General features: G+C 61.0%; 16 protein-coding genes. 5 read left to right on the top strand and 11 right to left on the bottom strand.

Annotated features, from left to right (window positions below):
* Positions 1-270: 270 nt before the first annotated feature.
* Positions 271-1077 carry a M12 family metallopeptidase gene (locus tag HNP98_RS19835; protein ID WP_173811928.1) on the bottom strand — a complete coding sequence of 269 codons (807 nt, stop codon included), beginning with the start codon at positions 1075-1077 and terminating at the stop codon, positions 271-273.
* 418 nt (positions 1078-1495) lie between these two features.
* Positions 1496-2152: an NAD(P)-dependent oxidoreductase gene (locus HNP98_RS19830; RefSeq protein WP_173811927.1), complete on the bottom strand. Its 657-nt coding sequence runs from the start codon at positions 2150-2152 to the stop codon at positions 1496-1498.
* 180 nt (positions 2153-2332) lie between these two features.
* On the opposite strand from HNP98_RS19830, the gene HNP98_RS19825 reads away from it, so the two are divergent.
* Complete coding sequence (locus HNP98_RS19825) at positions 2333-3253, top strand: AraC family transcriptional regulator (RefSeq protein ID WP_173811926.1); 921 nt, start codon at positions 2333-2335, stop codon at positions 3251-3253.
* Between the two features lie 200 nt (positions 3254-3453).
* Here HNP98_RS19825 and HNP98_RS21615 read toward each other — a convergent pair whose 3' ends face one another.
* The gene (locus HNP98_RS21615; RefSeq protein ID WP_217425845.1) at positions 3454-3906 is read right to left on the bottom strand and encodes an alcohol dehydrogenase catalytic domain-containing protein; all 453 of its coding nucleotides are present in this window, start codon (positions 3904-3906) and stop codon (positions 3454-3456) included.
* Positions 3907-4403: 497 nt separating this feature from the next.
* Between HNP98_RS21615 and HNP98_RS19815 the strand changes: the two genes are divergently transcribed.
* Positions 4404-4901 (top strand): GNAT family N-acetyltransferase, encoded by a 498-nt coding sequence (locus tag HNP98_RS19815; protein WP_173811925.1) that lies wholly within the window; start codon positions 4404-4406, stop codon positions 4899-4901.
* Between the two features lie 12 nt (positions 4902-4913).
* The gene (locus tag HNP98_RS19810) at positions 4914-5411 is read left to right on the top strand and encodes a MarR family winged helix-turn-helix transcriptional regulator (protein ID WP_173811924.1); all 498 of its coding nucleotides are present in this window, start codon (positions 4914-4916) and stop codon (positions 5409-5411) included.
* A gap of 173 nt (positions 5412-5584) precedes the next feature.
* On the opposite strand, the gene HNP98_RS19805 is transcribed toward HNP98_RS19810, so the two are convergent.
* From HNP98_RS19805 to HNP98_RS19790, 4 genes are all read right to left on the bottom strand, one after another.
* The gene (locus tag HNP98_RS19805) at positions 5585-6562 is read right to left on the bottom strand and encodes an alpha/beta fold hydrolase (protein ID WP_173811923.1); all 978 of its coding nucleotides are present in this window, start codon (positions 6560-6562) and stop codon (positions 5585-5587) included.
* 4 nt (positions 6563-6566) lie between these two features.
* Positions 6567-7454 (bottom strand): NmrA family NAD(P)-binding protein, encoded by an 888-nt coding sequence (locus tag HNP98_RS19800; protein WP_173811922.1) that lies wholly within the window; start codon positions 7452-7454, stop codon positions 6567-6569.
* Between the two features lie 131 nt (positions 7455-7585).
* On the bottom strand, positions 7586-8464 hold the full coding sequence (locus HNP98_RS19795) for a helix-turn-helix transcriptional regulator (protein ID WP_173811921.1): 879 nt from the start codon (positions 8462-8464) through the stop codon (positions 7586-7588).
* Between the two features lie 312 nt (positions 8465-8776).
* A complete protein-coding gene (locus tag HNP98_RS19790; RefSeq protein ID WP_173811920.1) occupies positions 8777-9880 on the bottom strand; it encodes an alkene reductase in 1104 nt (367 codons plus the stop codon).
* 207 nt (positions 9881-10087) lie between these two features.
* Here HNP98_RS19790 and HNP98_RS19785 point away from each other — a divergent pair, with 207 nt between their 5' ends.
* On the top strand, positions 10088-10480 hold the full coding sequence (locus tag HNP98_RS19785) for a winged helix-turn-helix transcriptional regulator (RefSeq protein ID WP_317171158.1): 393 nt from the start codon (positions 10088-10090) through the stop codon (positions 10478-10480).
* 117 nt (positions 10481-10597) lie between these two features.
* Here the strand turns inward: HNP98_RS19785 and HNP98_RS19780 are convergent, their stop codons facing one another.
* Together HNP98_RS19780 and HNP98_RS19775 are read right to left on the bottom strand one after the other, a co-directional pair.
* Complete coding sequence (locus HNP98_RS19780) at positions 10598-11308, bottom strand: LytR/AlgR family response regulator transcription factor (RefSeq protein ID WP_173811918.1); 711 nt, start codon at positions 11306-11308, stop codon at positions 10598-10600.
* A complete protein-coding gene (locus HNP98_RS19775) occupies positions 11302-12276 on the bottom strand; it encodes a sensor histidine kinase (RefSeq protein ID WP_173811917.1) in 975 nt (324 codons plus the stop codon). Before HNP98_RS19775 ends, HNP98_RS19780 begins: the two co-directional genes overlap by 7 nt.
* A 262-nt stretch (positions 12277-12538) precedes the next feature.
* On the opposite strand from HNP98_RS19775, the gene HNP98_RS19770 reads away from it, so the two are divergent.
* Positions 12539-13141, top strand: coding sequence for a hypothetical protein (locus HNP98_RS19770; RefSeq protein ID WP_173811916.1), 603 nt, complete (start codon positions 12539-12541; stop codon positions 13139-13141).
* Between the two features lie 237 nt (positions 13142-13378).
* Here HNP98_RS19770 and HNP98_RS19765 read toward each other — a convergent pair whose 3' ends face one another.
* Together HNP98_RS19765 and HNP98_RS19760 are read right to left on the bottom strand one after the other, a co-directional pair.
* A complete protein-coding gene (locus tag HNP98_RS19765; protein WP_173811915.1) occupies positions 13379-14158 on the bottom strand; it encodes a LytR/AlgR family response regulator transcription factor in 780 nt (259 codons plus the stop codon).
* Positions 14155-15225 carry a sensor histidine kinase gene (locus HNP98_RS19760; protein ID WP_173811914.1) on the bottom strand — a complete coding sequence of 357 codons (1071 nt, stop codon included), beginning with the start codon at positions 15223-15225 and terminating at the stop codon, positions 14155-14157. The genes HNP98_RS19765 and HNP98_RS19760 overlap by 4 nt, the downstream gene beginning before the upstream one ends.
* Between the last annotated feature and the right edge of the window lie 154 nt (positions 15226-15379).

The raw sequence follows: 15379 nt of genomic DNA, 5'->3' as shown, positions 1-15379 counted from the left end.
GCGGCATTCGGCCCTCGGTTATCTCGCCCCCAACCACTTCGAAACCCATTTTCAAACTACGTCCCAACTCTGTGCGGCTTAGCTAGACCACCTCAAAAGCGGTATTTCTCGCCGTATTGAACGCGCGTCGTGCCGGGTGTGGTCGGCAGGTGCAGAAAGTCGACGGTAATGGAGGACGAAGCCATTTGAGCACATACTGGACCCGCTAACAGGAAAAGAGCAAAAACGGCCCATATGATTCTAAAAGTATTGTGCCTGGCCTCAGCTTTTTTAAAATGGGTAGTAGGTGACAATGGTCTCTTTGTCGATTTTTGACAGCGCGGTGGGCCATTCGATATCTGCTGTTAGATTAGTAGTCAGCTCTTTGGGTATGGCGTACACCATAATAGAAAGCGGGTCAAACTTGGTGTAGGCATTCGTTGGCACGATTTGCAGGACGTTGGTATACACTTTGTCCGGTTCCCAGCCATATAGTTTTTTGAAATGCGCATTGACTTCCGGTACTTTCCATTTGATAGAAGCCGCTGCTGGGCTTTGGATTTCGTGCAGCAACCCAATGGAATGGCCAAACTCATGCAGCACAACCCGCTTGAACTCGTCCTTCGGTTGCTTATCCAGGTTTTGTAACCACATAGTGGTGTGGTTAACATATGCTGCCTCCGTCGCGTGCGTCCCGACGGCGGATAAATACCCGTTGCCCGCTCGGAAAGCAACGCGGATATCGGATGTGGCTTTATTGGTGGTTAAGATAAACTTTATATTCCCATAGGCCGACCATTCATTGGCCGTATTGAGCGCTTTTGTAATCAGCTCATAGTCATAAATGTCCATAAAATACACAGTGACTTTGCCTGTTGGCCACCGGTGTAACGCATCAATGGTCAACGGCACACTCTCAGTTTTGGTTGAGTGCCGCGTGGGAACCTGCATCTTGTGTAAAGTATCTCTATGCAGCGGGTTCACTTGAGTGGCGGGCACCCCACAGGGAAGCCGCGTGGTACCTGCCGCCTCTTGCTTTTGCAGCAAGAGAAAGATAAGCCCTGACATAATTATCAACCCTACAACCACGTACTTCATATACTATACCTTGGCTCTTTACCACTAAGCGCGCATACTCAACGCGCTGGCAACCCTTGCTGTAACTGGCAAAGTTATTTCGTCAACTGCGCAGAGGCATCAGTGGCAGCACTGAATGTTGAGTTCGCTCTCAACGCACGATTAGTCCTGGTTAAAAGCCTGATAAAGAGGTCAAACAACGAGCTAAAAATCTGCTTTCGCTTGACTATAAAAATGCCTTTGTATCCAATAAACGGGTTTTTACGTGGTCTCCTGGTGTCCGCCCCCCCCCCGCGCGTCTCCTTTAATCTAGTTGGAGGATTTGCCCTGTTTGTTTAATAACACCCAACTTTAACGTCATTGCCGTTCCTACGCTCGTGCGACTCCTTGTGCTGCTAGGGTTTACCCGACCGCCTCATCATGTACCCGGCAAGTTGCCTTAGTGCTGGTAATAACTCAAATCGTACGAGTGAATGGCTGACGTATCGCTTAAAAGCGTGTAGCTATACCGGGCGCAGTCCACAAAACAGGCGATACTGAACTTCGTTTTGGACCGCTTCAACGTTCCCTGGGAAGGTTTGTCGCCGTACAGGCTGGCCCGGTGTACCATCCAGTCGATATCCATCGCCTCCTCTACCAAGTAAGCCAGCACCGCCTCATTGTCCCGGTGCTGCCCCAGTAGGCCGGAAAAGCGCACGAGCGTCTGTTTTAGTACCCAACTCATCAACGGCAGGGCTTGCTGGTAGGGCCGGGTGAAGCCGCCCGCCTGATAGAGGAAGCGCTTGACGGCCTGGCGACGCATCGCGGGGATTAATCGTTTGACGAACGCCGTGTTGACGTTTTCCCGCTGCTGCCGGTGGGCATCGCCGAGCATGCTCACCACAAAATCTACTCCGTTGAGCAGGGCATCAAGCGGCTCGTAATCCGGAATCGTGCCGACTACTACTGCTAAATTAGGGTCCTGCATTTCCAGTTTTTCCGGATTTCGAACCAAGGCTCGCACGCGATGACCTTCGCGAAGCGCGAGTTCGATGAAATGTTTTCCGGTTCGGCCCGTACCGCCAAAGATGAGGTAGGTGTAGGTTGGCTGCGTCATGTCGTTTCGGGTTAGGTTGCGGGTGGTTGATTCACTAGCCGGAAGTCCCTGGGGCAACCAGCAGCGCCCGGCGGCGCTGTTTTGCCAGGTACCAAGTGCGAGCAAAAGTAGGAGGCCCGCTTTGTATGATGGATGCGTCATCGTTCAGAGTATATTTGCCATCGTACAAAATTTACCTTGATGGACGCCTTATCGGACGTGCTGGCGCTGCTCAAAATCCGCAGCTACCTGTATGGCGGCTTCGCGGCCGGGGGCGACTGGTGCTTGTCATTCGGTCCGCACCTGGGGAGCCTCAAGTTTTACACGGTGGCCACGGGCGCGTGCTGGCTGGCCGTCGAGGGCGTGGCCGAGCCGCTGTGGGTGCAGGCCGGCGACTGCCTGCTGCTGCCAAGCGGGCGGGCCTTCCGGGCGGGCACCGACTTGGCCTTGCCCGCCGTGGACGTCTTTTCCCTGGTGCCCGGTGGGGCGACCGGGGGCACGACCGTGTACCAGGGCGGGGGCGATATCCTGATTCTGGGCGGTTTCTTCACCCTCGCCGCCGAGCAGGCCACCTGGCTGCTGGACGTACTGCCGCCGGTCGTCCATATTCAGGCAGCGGCCGACAAGGCCGTGTTGCGCTGGACGTTGGAGCAGCTGCGGCAGGAAGTAACCGTTCCCCGGCCCGGCGGCCTGGTGCTGTCGCAGCAGCTCGCGGGCCTGCTGCTGGTGCAGGTCTTGCGGCTGCACATGACGGCGGGCGGCACGGGCTGGCTGGGCGCGCTGGCGGACGCGCGGCTGCAAGCGGCGCTCACGGCCCTCCACGCGCGGCCCGGCCAGCGCTGGACCGTGCAGGCGCTGGCCCAGCAAGCCGGCATGTCGCGGACGGGCTTTGCGGTACACTTTCGCCAGCAGGTCGGGCAGGCGCCCCTCACCTACCTGGCCCACTGGCGCATGCAGCTGGCCAAAGAACGGCTAACGTCCTCCACGGCCTCCCTGACCGAGTTGTCCCAGGCCCTGGGGTATGAGTCGGAATCTGCTTTCAGTACCGCCTTCAAACGCATCATCGGTTACTCTCCCCGGCATTATCACCAGCGGCTGGCGGTCACAGCGCCTGCGGCGTAGTCCTTGGCAAGGCGTAGCGTGTACGGATGGGGCAGTGGGGCTAAGCGGCCAGCGGGAGAGCTTCCGCTGGCCGCTTAGCCCCACTGCCCCACCCTTTTTGATGCGCTCCATCCTTAGCGTTGTTTTCCGTTCTTGCTCTAGTGCGACCCCTACGGTAAGCGTCGATGAGCGCTGAGCCACACGCCGACGCCACACGGGCTTTAAAACGTTAGTTTGAGCACGCTCTGCAGCTGCTTGAATCGGCGCAGCTCGGGTACGCCAAACCCGCCGTGCTTTTTTTCTGGTTGTAGTAGGTGGCCCCCCGATGCCCATCTACCGGCACACGACGACGACACGCACCCGTCGCCAGCGGCAAAGCCCGGCACGTCCGACCCCGGAATGAGGGGAAAGGCCACCACCGGCCGCCACTCGGGCGGCAGCATCTGGTAACCGTCGCGCAGGTACCAGTCGGGAGGGTTGAGGCCAATGGCGTGCACGCGCACGAGCACCTCCCCCGGCTTCAGCGCGGGAATTGGGGCCGCTTCGTAGCGCAGCACTTCCGGCCCGCCGAACGCGTGCAGCTGAATGGCCTGCATGGTACCGGCCGGCCGCGCCGCTGCTTTTTGGGGCGCAGGGGCCTCTTTTTCGAGTGCGTGGGGGCGTGCAGCGCCCACTGGCATTGCTGTTTTTTCTGTTGCTGTGGCCAGGTTGGTTGGGGGATTACCTGGTGAAATCGTCCTGCTGTCCGTCGGAATGGCGACCTGGCCTACCGGCCCCGACCCGCTGCGCAAAAACCAGCGGGCCGGGGCCGCTTTCGCCCGGTGCCATCGACGCTACAAAGGTCCCCTTGCCCGGCAGGGGTAAAAAACACGATTCAAACCAAAAAGTATGAATAGCACACAATCAAGGCCCAAATGCCTGAAGCGCATTTTGCACCAGTCGTTTGCAGGTATCGGCCAGCTGCTGCCCTTCCTTGCGCGCGTAGCGCAGGTGAGCACTTCCCGGCGGTGTGCCCGTGGGGAGTCAGCCGCCGTGCGAAACACCGCAGCACACCGCTTTGCAAACGCCAGCAGGACGGTTGGTGAATCTAATGGTAGCTTACTACGTTGTTGGCTACGTAAATTATTTCTGCGTATATTCGTTTTCAACTAAGCATTTAACCCACACTATCATGCCTCCGAATCTCACGATTACTCCCCTCTTCAACGACAGTTCTGCCCAAATCCAGGGCTTGATATTGCCCATTCAGCAAATTGAATTCAACGTGCCCATAACGTTGGAAGGGCAACCCGATTTGCTGGACGTGGAAGCGTTTTACCACCGGACTGGCGGGGGTTTCTGGGGGGCGAAATCAGCCGACGAATTGGTTGGGACCATCGGCATGATTGCCACCGGGCACCACGCCTGCGCCATTCGAAAGATGTTTGTCAAAAAAGAGTACCGGGGCAAAGAGCTAGGTATTGCCGCACTTTTGTTGAATACGCTGCTAATCGATTGTCGCGCGAAGGGTATCACGGAGGTGTACCTGAGCACAGTGGATGTGCTCAAAGCCGCGCATCGGTTTTATGAGCGCATCGGCTTTGAGCGGCGGGAAAGCGAAGAAATGCCGGCCTATTTTCCGCGTATGCCGTCCGATAATGTGTACTATCACTTGCATCTGAATGCTTAACGACCAATCGGTATGAGCCTGCTTGACGAATCCGGTCCCCTCGCCATTGCTACCCGGTTGCTGCGCCTCAGCGAACAGATTCGCCGCGACGGATTTTTGGTGTACAAGGAAAACGGGATAGATTTTCAGCCTAAGTGGTTTCCGGTGCTCTACATCCTGCATCACAAACCCGTTTTGAGCGTGCTGGAGCTGGCCGCAGAAATTGGCTACACGCATCCCTCCACCATCACGCTGTTGAAAGAGCTGGAAAAGGAAAAGCTGGTGCGCTCCAAAAAGGATAAGCAGGATGAGCGGAAGCGCCTGATACAGCTATCCGCGAAGGGCGAAGCGCTGCTACGCCAAATGCAGCCGGTTTGGCACATGATTGCCGCGGCCGCCACCGAGTTGCTCGATACGCCGCATAACCTCCTGGCGGCCCTTACAGAAGTAGAAAACCAGCTGAGCGAGAAGAGCTTTCTGGCCCGAGCCAAGGCCTACGCGCCTACGAACAACGCCGCTGACCCGAAGTAGGCTTTGGTTGAAAGCTGGTTGAAATCAAACGGGCAGGGTAGCCATCTATTCCCCGTGGAAGGCCAGGAGGGTCCCGGATGAGGTGTTTGCGTGCGTGGTCGGAGAGGTAGCCGCCATCGCCGCCAACCCACGGGCGAGCTGGCAGCGATGGCGGCTACCTGCCGGCGCTCGGTTTACTGCCCGCCCGCTTCGCGTTGCGGTGCAGCTTCTGTACCGACCTTTTCACCAAGGCCAAAATTCAAGATGGCCTCCAGCACTTGCGCCGGTTTTTCCTCAAACATGTAGTGGCCACTGTCCAGGATGCCAACGACCTGCACGTTTTCGGCCACGTAAGGCAAACTCATTTGCAAGTAGCTGTACGACACGTGGCTGCCAATGCCCAGCACCGGCATCGTGAGGCGCGCGTAGGTAGTGGCATCCGCAATGTCCTGGTCGAATGCCTGGTACCAGGCATTCGAGGCGCGGATGTTTTCGGGCTGATTGTAAACGGCCGCGTACACGGCCCGGTCGAAGGCCGACATGTGGCGGTCGTCCAGCATCACGTAGTGAAAGAGGTGGTCCAGCAGGTACTGAAAGCGCCCGGCCAGCAGCTGCTCGGGTAGCTCTTTTACCTGGTTGAAGGCCATCCACCAGGTGTAGGGCTGCTGCCCGTCCATCTTTTCAGTGAAGGCGCCGGGGGCCGGCAGCAGCGACATCTGCCGCATCCCTTCGCTGGGGTGCGCTCCATCGGCCAGGATGAGCTTTTCGGTGGCTTCCGGGTGGTTGAAGGCAAAGCTGGCCGCCACCATGCCCCCGATATCGTGCCCTAGCAGCGACGCCTTTTCCAGGCCCAGGTGGCGCAGCAGCTCGTAAACGTCCTGGGCCATCGTTTTCTTATCGTAGCCCGTGGCGGGCTTCTCGGAGCTGCCCATGCCGCGAATGTCCACGATGATGACCCGGTAGTGCCGGGCCAGCCCGGCGGCGACGGGGTGGTACGAATACCAGGTCTGCGGCCAGCCCGGCAGGCACACCAGGGCCGGGCCCTGGCCGCCTTCGACGTAATGGAGCCGCACGCTGTTGACGGTGGCGTAGTGGTTGGCAAAGCCGGGCAGGTGCTGGATGAGCGCCTCGTCGGAGTAGTCGGTCGGGAAAGTGGTTGGGAGGGGTTGCATGGCGTTAAGCAGTTAAGAAGGTGGGGAGATTGGACCAGGTTAGGTCCGGGTAGCGGGCATTGTCGAGGGAGGTATTCTGGACGCTGAACATGCTCCGCAGGTACTGCATCTGCTGCCAGTCGGCGTAGAGCTGCTGCTCGCCGGCCGGGTTGGCCGCCCGGGCGTGCCGGATGGCCGCGTCCAGGTCGGTGCGGGAGCCGAGCCGGACCAGCTTGAACCGGCCTTTACCCGCCGTTTCGGCCACGGCGGCCAGCTCGCGCGGGCTGGGCTGAAAGCTGGCGATGCGCAGGAAGCGGGACGTGGCCGGGTCCAGGGCGGCGGCGGCCGTAAAGGCAGCCGTGTCGTCCATCGTCGTGAAGTCAATCCGCCAGTCGGCGTCTTCCCAGTACCCCACCTGCTGTTGCTTGAAGTCGAGCAGCGGAATGTTGTACGCCAGGATTTCGCCAAAGGCCCCGTTGAGAATGGACGTAGCCCGAATAGGTGCCTGGTCGAGGCGGGCCTGAAACTCGCGCCGCAGGTCGAAGTTGCGGTTGGTGCCGGGGGCCTGCTGGGTGTAGTCGCTGGCAAAGTCGGACGGAATAAAGCGGGGCACGCCGGCGTCCACGGCGGCGTTTAGCAGCTGCGTTTGGGCGTCCACGATGACCTCGCGCAGGCCCGCCAGGGCAGACACCACGCAGCTGCCGCCGGCACAGGCGCGGGTGAGGGCGGCCGAATCGGCGAACTCAACGCGCCGCACGTCCACGCCCAAGTGCGCGAGGGCCTCAACCTTGGGTTGGTCAGTTTGGGGGCGCACCAGCGTCCGCACGGCCGCGCCGCGCTGCTGCAAGGCCTTGGTGATGCGGCCGCCCAGGTCGCCGGTAGCACCGGCTACCACAATAAGAGGGGGATTCATGTGAGCAGGAAATGAGGATGGGGCCGCCGTTTGGAGCGGCTTTAACTACCTCAAAGGTCTGCTAGCCGCTTCCGGCCGGATGCCCGATTCTTGCCCGCTACTTACACATTCTTGCGCTTTTTGAGGGCCCCCTAGCTTCGCTGAAATTCCCGCGGGCTCTGGCCCACCGCCCGCTTGAAGGCGGTGGCGAAATGGGCCGGCGAAGCGTAGCCCAGGGCATCGCCGATGGCGGCCACGGGCAGCTCGCCGGCCCGCAGCAGGGTGCGGGCGCGCCGGATTTTCCAGTCGAGCACGTACTGGTAGGGCGTGCGGCCGGTGGTGTGCTTGAAACGGCGGGCGAAGTGGAAGACGCTTAAATTGGCCAGGCCGGCCAGTACCTCCAAGGTAATAGGAGCCTCCAGGTGCGCCTCCAGGTAGGCATCGAGGCGGGCCAGCACCGCCCCCGACAGCCGGCCCCCGGCTTCGCCGGCCAAGCGGCGCTCAAACGTGGCGTGGTGCTCGATGAGGTGGTAGCTGAGCGCCGTAACCAGCGACTCGGCGTACAGCTGCCCAATCGTGTGGGTGCGGCCGGCGGCGGCCAGCAGCTGCTGCCCCAGCTGGGCCAGCAGGCCGTCCTCGCATCGAAACTGGTCGCGCAGGGCAAAATGGGTAAGGTACAGGTCGCGGCGGGCCCGTGTTTCCAGGGCCAGCGCATCCAGGTGCACGTGAATGAGGTCCACCGGGCCGTTCCAGTCAAAGGGGCCGTATTCCCCGCCGGGGTACAAGCCCACGTCCCCGCTCCGAAACTGGTCCGTCTCCACGCGGCGGCCGGTGTGGCGGCTGGACACCACGGGCTGAACCCCCTGGTGCACGAGCAGCAGGTGTTGCGCGTGAAAATGCGCCGGCATGGTCATCGCTTCCAACTGGTAACGCTCCAGACGCACCCCCGGCCAGGACAGCGCGGCACTGCTTGCAAGCGCCGGGCGCTCATACATCTCGGAGGTGTAGGTATAGGTGCTAAGAGCTAACATGTGCAGTAGGTAACACTACGAATGTAAAATGGTTGACCGTGCCTGTTCTAAGGCCAACAGGCACCAACACACACCAAATCAAGCTGCTATGCGGGATGTCCGCCGCCCATCCCGCACCGATGGGCACGTCACGGGCCAAACCCGCCGACGCCAGCAACCGACGCCAAAACCCTCCCCTTTCTGAGAGCGGTTCGGCAACGTAGCATTGTGTAACCAAACAAGAGGGAGAAAAGCCACCTAGCTTACGCTGGTGGCTTTTCTCCCTTTTGTTCTGCTCTTTTCATCGATGCTACCGCTCAACTACCCCAGAAATTAGGCCGGCTGGCCATTGGCCTTGGGGTAGTCGGTGTAGCCCTCTGCCGGGCCACTGGCGGCGGCGGCGTAAAACGTGGCCGGGTTGGGCTCGGTCAGCGCCACCCCGTCGCGCAGGCGCTCCACCAGGTCGGGGTTGCCGATGAAGGGCCGGCCGATGGCCACCAAATCGGCCGGGCCGTGCAGCGCCGCTTCGATGCCCGCCACCGTGTGGTAGCCCCCGGACAGGATGAGCGTATTGGTGAAACGGGCGCGGATGGCGGCCACCGTGGCGGGCGGCACGGCCGGGGCCCCCATGCTGGCGTGGTCGACCAGGTGCAGGTACACGAGGCCGATTTTTTGCAGCTCCGTGGCCAGGTAGGCGTAGGTTTCGTCGATTTCGGGGTAATGCTCCAGCCCGCCAAACACGCCCCAGGGGGAGAGGCGGATGCCGGTGCGCTCGGGGCCGATGGCCGCCGCCACGGCCTGGGCTACTTCGAGCACAAAGCGGGCCCGGTTGGCCACGCTGCCGCCGTAGGCATCCGTGCGCTGGTTGGCCGTGGGGTGCAGAAACGATTCCAGCAAATAGCCGTTGGCCCCGTGCAGCTCGACGCCATCAAAACCGGCTTTCCGGGCTAGTTGGGCGCTGCGCACGAACTCGTCGCGCACGCGTCCTAGTTCCGCCAGGCCCAGGGCGCGGGGCGTGCCGTTGGGCTGCATCTGCTGCTGGTTGGTCCAGATGCTGCCGGCCGCCGCGATGGCCGAGGGGGCGACGCCTTCGGCCCCCGCGGGCAGGTTGAGGGGATGAAACATGCGGCCGGCGTGCATCAGCTGGGCAAAAATGTGGCCGCCGCGCCCGTGCACCGCGTCCGTCACGCGCCGCCAGCCCGCCGCTTGCTCCGGCGTGAACAAACCCGGCATGTTGGTGTAGCCCAGGCCATCGGCCGCCGGGGCCGCGCCTTCGGTGATGAGCAGGCCAGCCGAGGCGCGCTGGCGGTAATAGTCGACCATCGACTCATTGGGCAGGTTGCCCACGGCCCGCGAACGGGACATGGGGGCCATCACGAGGTGATTGGCGAGGGTGAGCGGACCCAGTTGAGCCGGCGAGAAAGTTATATTAGACATGATTGGAAATGGCAAAAGAAAAAAGAACTGCCGCCCGAACCGGCGGCCCGACCGCTGCGGCGGTAAGGGCAAGCCGTGGTGCTGACGGGTGCAAAGGTGCGCGGCTTAGCGTACCTTTGGCAAGTAGGCACCTTTTTGTCAGGTTGTTTCCCTGGGGTAACTAATGCTATAAATCAATGTGTTATGTGTGAAAGTAATTTGAAAGAAGTGTATACTTGCGCCATTTCCGCCAGTGTGGGCACCGTCGGCGGCAAGTGGAAGACCAGTATCCTGCTCCATTTGCGGGACCGGACCCTGCGTTTCGGGGCGCTGCAACGGAGCGTCAACATCTCGCAAAAGGTGCTGACCCAGCAGCTCAAAGAGCTGGAAAAGGACGGCCTGGTTCGGCGCGAGGTATTCGCCGAAGTCCCGCCCCGGGTGGAGTACAGCCTGAGCGCTTACGGCCAGACGTTGCAGCCCGTCCTCGACGCACTTTACCTCTGGGGCCGCGCGCACTACATCAAGAGCCAGGCCCAGGCAGCAGCGCCGGCTGGCCCGGCTGATTCTCCGCTGGCAGAGGCAAAGCCCGTCCTGTCAGAATCCGAAGCACTACTTTCTTAGGCCCGGAGAGGCGCTGAATGCCGAATTCCAGCGTGGAGCTACCGTGTTGGGAAGCAACTCGCTCAACTGTGCCGCCAACCTTCGGACCTGGGCCAGAGATGGTACTACCGTAGCTGGCTACCGGTCCCCGGCTTCGCGTTGCGTGAGCAGCTCCGCCAGCAGCTGCTTGCGGTCCCGCGCTATCGGCAAGGCAGCCGACGGAACATGCGCAAATTGCCCGTCAACCGAAGTAATGCAGGCTTTTTGCGCCAGGTAAGACCGGTGAAGCTGAATAAACTTTTGAGCGGGCAATAATTCCTGGATGGCTTTTAGGGTTGTGTGCACGATGACAACCCGCTTATCTTTCAGGAACAGCTGCACGTAATTTTGCAGGCTTTTCACGTACACGATATCCGTGATGACGATGCGGTGCGAGACGGCATTTTCCCGGAAAAACAGGTATTCCGACGCACTATCCTCGGCGTGCCGCAGCTCGTGCCAGGTTTTGGCTTTCAGCACGGCCTTTTCAAAGTCCTCGAAGAATATCGGCTTCAGCAAATAGCCGATGGCGTTGACCTTGTAGCCCTTCAGTGCGTATTCGGCGTAAGCCGTGGTGAAAATAATCATGACGGGCAGGTCGCCTATCATCTCGGCAAACCGGATGCCCTTGATGCCTGGCATTTCGATGTCCAGAAAAATCAAGTCAACCTCCTTGTTTCGAATGAGGTCGAGGGATTCCAGCGCGTTGGCGTAGTCGCCCACCACGCCCAGGAAATCGAATTGCTTGATAAATTCCAGCAAGCCCTCGCGGGCTATTCGCTCGTCGTCGATAACCAGGCACCTCAGCATTTCTCTAGCGCTAGTTCAAGCTTCACGGCAAACACGCCGTTCTCCTGCTGCAACTGCAACCGGTGGGCATCGGGATACGCCAACGCTAGGGTTTCCTGTACGTGTTTCAGGCCGAGGCCGCTGTACTCCGCGGCCTCGCGCGCGGCGCTAAACGTGTTGCTTATCTCAAACGTCAGGTGGCCATCCGGGGTCAGCGCGTGGGTTTGCCGGACGTAGTGCGCTTTGGCATCATTAGGCAGTACGTGCTTGAAGGCGTTTTCCACGAAAGTGGCCAGGATGAACGGGGCAATGCAAAACCGCCCGTCGTAGTCGGTGGCATCGAACACAATTTCCAGCTCGCCAGCGCGCTGCTTGAGCTGGAGCTTGAAATATTCGTGCAGAAAGGCGACTTCCTGGCCGAAGGCAATGGCTGCTTTGCGCGACTCATACACGTAGTAGCGCAGTATTTTGCTGTAGGTGGAAAGCAGGTACAAGGCTTCGTCTTTGTCCTTGTGAATGAGGAAATGCAGGTTGTTGAGCACGTTGAAGGTGAAGTGCGGGCTCAGCTGGTTGCGCAATAGATGCAGCTCCATTTCCAGCGCGGTGCGCTTGAGTACTTCCAGCTCCTTTTCCTGCATGAGCGACTCCTGGTATTTGCCAAATAAATAATGGAGGCACGAAACGAAGCCGCTCAGGGTGAACAGGCCAAAAAAGGCTGGTAACGAGTCGTTGAGCATCACGCGGGCCAGGTGGGCGGGCATGGTTAGCTGGGCCAGCACGTAGCCCTGGGCGGCCAGTGCGAGCGCCAGGGCGGTGCACGCCAGCAGCAGCAGCAGCAGCCGGACTGCGGTGCGGCGCCGGGCAATGAAGCGCTTAAAGGCGGGTCGCGAGGCGTAGTGAAAATACAGCCCCAGTGTGGCCAGCACCGACAGGGTGTACAGCAAGGCCGTGCCGAACGGCATGCCCTTGCTGGTGGAGAGCTGGAGCAAAAGGGCCAGAAAAAGAAAGGCCCAGAAGAAAGCACTAATTCGTTGTCGGATTTCCATAACGGGCAGCAGGGAATGCCGCGCAAAGAACGGGCGGTGGGCCAGGGGCCGCAAACGGTTCGTCACTGCCCACGGGCAGTTGGTCAAAAAGGAGCCTGCCGGGGGCCGTTCGTCACCAGATACGGACGGCTGGTCAAAAGCCGTGTGCAACGCAGCAAGAGGGTTTCTACTTTTGTAATGTCAACTTAACTAAAAGGAAAACATCATGAAAACCAATTTATTAACCTTGCTCGCGGCACTCGCAACGACCCAGTTCGCCCTGGCCCAGGAGCCCGCTCCGCGCGTCGCTTTGTCCATCGGAGTAGTCAACAACTACCGCTTTCATGCCGGCTCCAGCCGCGTGGCCGACTACTACGCCCTGGGCAGCAAAGTGAACCTGGTGTTCAACGACACCTGGCTGCTTGGCTTCACGCAGCTGACCAGCGTCGCGCCCGGCAATCTGCTCCCCGACGCGGAATTCGGTTCGGGTAACACGCGGCTTTCCGAGTACGCCGTGACCGGCGGCAGCAAATGGCGCTTTTCTCCCAAAGCCTACACGCAGGGCAGCCTCAAGGCGGGCATCGGCCGCCTGTCCCGGCGCGACGGCACCCTTGAAAACGGGGCATCGGACGGACGGGCAGCGTTCTTTACGGCGGGCGCGGAGGCCGGCATTGGCTACCACCTAAGCAAGTACGTAGCGCTGGAGGCTGGGGCCGGCTACCAGCTTTATTTCGACAACGACCGGTTGCCGGTGGCCGCCAAGGAATTGAACAACCTCAGCGCGCAACTTTCGCTGGTGGGAACGTTTGGCCTGTCGAAGCAGCGCTAGCGGCGATTATTTGCTGGCGGCCTTGCGTAACCGGCGGTTCCCCCTGTTGATGGCTAGGGTCCCGGTCCAAAGTACATTTGGTCGGGACCCAGATAAAAGAGCCGGTGCCTTGCGCCACTGCGCCCGTGCAAACGCGATTTTTGGACCAAACTTCTAACTAAGGCCACGAGTGGCCGGGCCGGAATAGCGCTACGAAGGCAGCATAACCGCGCCCTTGTGGCCCGTTGGCCAGCGGCCTCACTCCAGCCAGCGCTTGAACAGCGGGGCCCGGTCGCGGCTGACGAGCACCTCGTCGGGGCGGGGTGGCAGCAGCTCCAGCTTAAGCTTGCCCAGGAAGTGGCTGTGTATCTTGCCGATGGCTTTGAGCGAGGCCAGGTACTGGCGGTTGAGCCGGAAGAACGTAGCCGGGTCGAGCAGGCTCTCCAGCTTTTCCAGGGTGTGCTCCAGGGTGAATTTGCGGCCGTCGTGGCGCACGAGGTACACCACCTCATTCAAAGTGTAGAAGTAGGCGATTTCCTCCACGGCCACGGGCAGCAGCTGCTCGCCGGCCGTGATAAGGAAGCGCTGCCGGTAGCTGGGTTGGGCGGGGGCAAACTGGGCCAGCAGCTGCTGCATTTTCAGCAGCTGGGCCTCGCCGCCCGGCTGCTGGGGGGCGGGGGCCTGGGTTAGCCAGTAGGCGTGCTTTTCCAGGGCCCGGGCCAGGTCCTTGGCCTGAATGGGCTTGAGCAGGTAGTCGACGCTCAGCAGCTGGAAGGCTTTGAGGGCGTACTCGTTGAAGCTAGTGGTGAAGATGAGGGGGGCCCGCACCGGCACGGCATCAAAAATCTCGAAGCTGAGGCCGTCTTCCAGCTGGATGTCGGAAAAGATAAGGTCGGGCGCGGGGTGGCTGCCCAGCCACTCGATGCCGGCGGCCACGCTCGCCACCACGCCTATTACGCGCACGTCGGGGTGCTTTCGCAGCAGGTTTTGCAGGTGCGTAACGGCCAGGCGCTCGTCTTCAATCAGCAGAGTGTTCATGCGGCGGGGAGCAGGGGGAGGCAAACTTCAAATTCCGTTTCCCGCGGGTCGATGCCGACGGGCCGGTCAGTTATGAATTGGTAGCGGGCGACGATATTTTGCAGGCCCTGCCGGGAGGTTTGCGCCAGCACCGTTTTGTGGTGCCGGCTATTGCAAACGCGGAGCACGTCGCCGGCCGCGCGGATGGTGATGCGCAGCGGCGACTTCTCGCTGATGGCGTTGTGCTTCAGCGCGTTTTCCACCAGCAGCTGCACCACCAGGGGCGGCACGTGCTGGCGCAGGGCTTCCGGGGCCAGGTGAATGACGACCTGCACGGCCGCGCCGAACCGAACTGCGGTCAGGTTCAGGTAGTCCGCCACGAAGTCCATTTCCTGGCTCAGGGGCACGGTCGCGTGGTCTTTGCTCAGCAGCACGTAGCGGTACACGCTGGCCAGGCTGCCCAGAAACTCCTGCGCCGGCTCGTTGTCACCGACCAGGCCGGCCAGGCTGTTGAGGCTGTTGAAGAGAAAGTGAGGGTCCACCTGCTGCTTGAGGGCCTCGAAGCGGGCCACGGCGCTTTCGCGCGCGAAGCCGGCGGCCTGCCGGGCCGTGTGGCGCCACTGGTGAAAAAAGTACACGCTCTCGTAGAGGCTGGTGGCCAGCACCACGAAGCGCAGGCAGCCCAGCAGCGACTTCCAGTAGGCGGGCCAGAAGGCCAGGCCGGGTTCGAGGGTGGAGCGGGTCAGCCAGGTCAGGGGGAAGTTGGTGAGCACCGTAAACGCGACCGACAGCCCCACGGCCAGCAGCACCCGCCGCATCGTGTTCTCGTAGCCCGGCAGGCGCCGGCGCAGGTAAAAGAATAGCAGCGCGTTGCCGTTCCAGCTCGTGGCGATGCGCAGCAAGAGCATGCTCCACACCTGCCATCGCGGCAGGCCGTGCCAGTCCGCCTGCGCGACGACGAAGAAAGTAGTCAGCCCGATGATGCTGGCCCAGCGCACCCACACTTCCCGCAGCGACCAGGACGGCCCGCGCAGGGCCGCCGGCAGCCAACTGGGGGCAGAGGACGCAATCGGGACAGCCTGGCGCATACGGGGAAGGTAGGCAGGCAAGTGTGCAAACAGGTTCATGGGTAACAACAAGGTAGGCGGCCGGCGCGCTGGTTTGGTCACCGCTGAAGCGGCAGGAGCGTGCTCGACATGTTAAAGAAAGCGGGATTCCGAGCCTCCCCCGGTGACTAAAGCG

The organism is Hymenobacter caeli, assembly GCF_013294115.1.
GTDB lineage: Bacteria > Bacteroidota > Bacteroidia > Cytophagales > Hymenobacteraceae > Hymenobacter > Hymenobacter caeli.
This window is presented reverse-complemented; position numbering and strand designations above follow the sequence as displayed.

Coding starts and splice junctions, on each gene's coding strand:
- HNP98_RS19835 (WP_173811928.1), bottom strand. CDS start 1,077: ATGAAGTACGTGGTTGTAGGGTTGATAATTATGTCAGGGCTTATCTTT.
- HNP98_RS19830 (WP_173811927.1), bottom strand. CDS start 2,152: ATGACGCAGCCAACCTACACCTACCTCATCTTTGGCGGTACGGGCCGA.
- HNP98_RS19825 (WP_173811926.1), top strand. CDS start 2,333: ATGGACGCCTTATCGGACGTGCTGGCGCTGCTCAAAATCCGCAGCTAC.
- HNP98_RS19815 (WP_173811925.1), top strand. CDS start 4,404: ATGCCTCCGAATCTCACGATTACTCCCCTCTTCAACGACAGTTCTGCC.
- HNP98_RS19810 (WP_173811924.1), top strand. CDS start 4,914: ATGAGCCTGCTTGACGAATCCGGTCCCCTCGCCATTGCTACCCGGTTG.
- HNP98_RS19805 (WP_173811923.1), bottom strand. CDS start 6,562: ATGCAACCCCTCCCAACCACTTTCCCGACCGACTACTCCGACGAGGCG.
- HNP98_RS19800 (WP_173811922.1), bottom strand. CDS start 7,454: ATGAATCCCCCTCTTATTGTGGTAGCCGGTGCTACCGGCGACCTGGGC.
- HNP98_RS19795 (WP_173811921.1), bottom strand. CDS start 8,464: ATGTTAGCTCTTAGCACCTATACCTACACCTCCGAGATGTATGAGCGC.
- HNP98_RS19790 (WP_173811920.1), bottom strand. CDS start 9,880: ATGTCTAATATAACTTTCTCGCCGGCTCAACTGGGTCCGCTCACCCTC.
- HNP98_RS19780 (WP_173811918.1), bottom strand. CDS start 11,308: ATGCTGAGGTGCCTGGTTATCGACGACGAGCGAATAGCCCGCGAGGGC.
- HNP98_RS19770 (WP_173811916.1), top strand. CDS start 12,539: ATGAAAACCAATTTATTAACCTTGCTCGCGGCACTCGCAACGACCCAG.
- HNP98_RS19765 (WP_173811915.1), bottom strand. CDS start 14,158: ATGAACACTCTGCTGATTGAAGACGAGCGCCTGGCCGTTACGCACCTG.
- HNP98_RS19760 (WP_173811914.1), bottom strand. CDS start 15,225: ATGCGCCAGGCTGTCCCGATTGCGTCCTCTGCCCCCAGTTGGCTGCCG.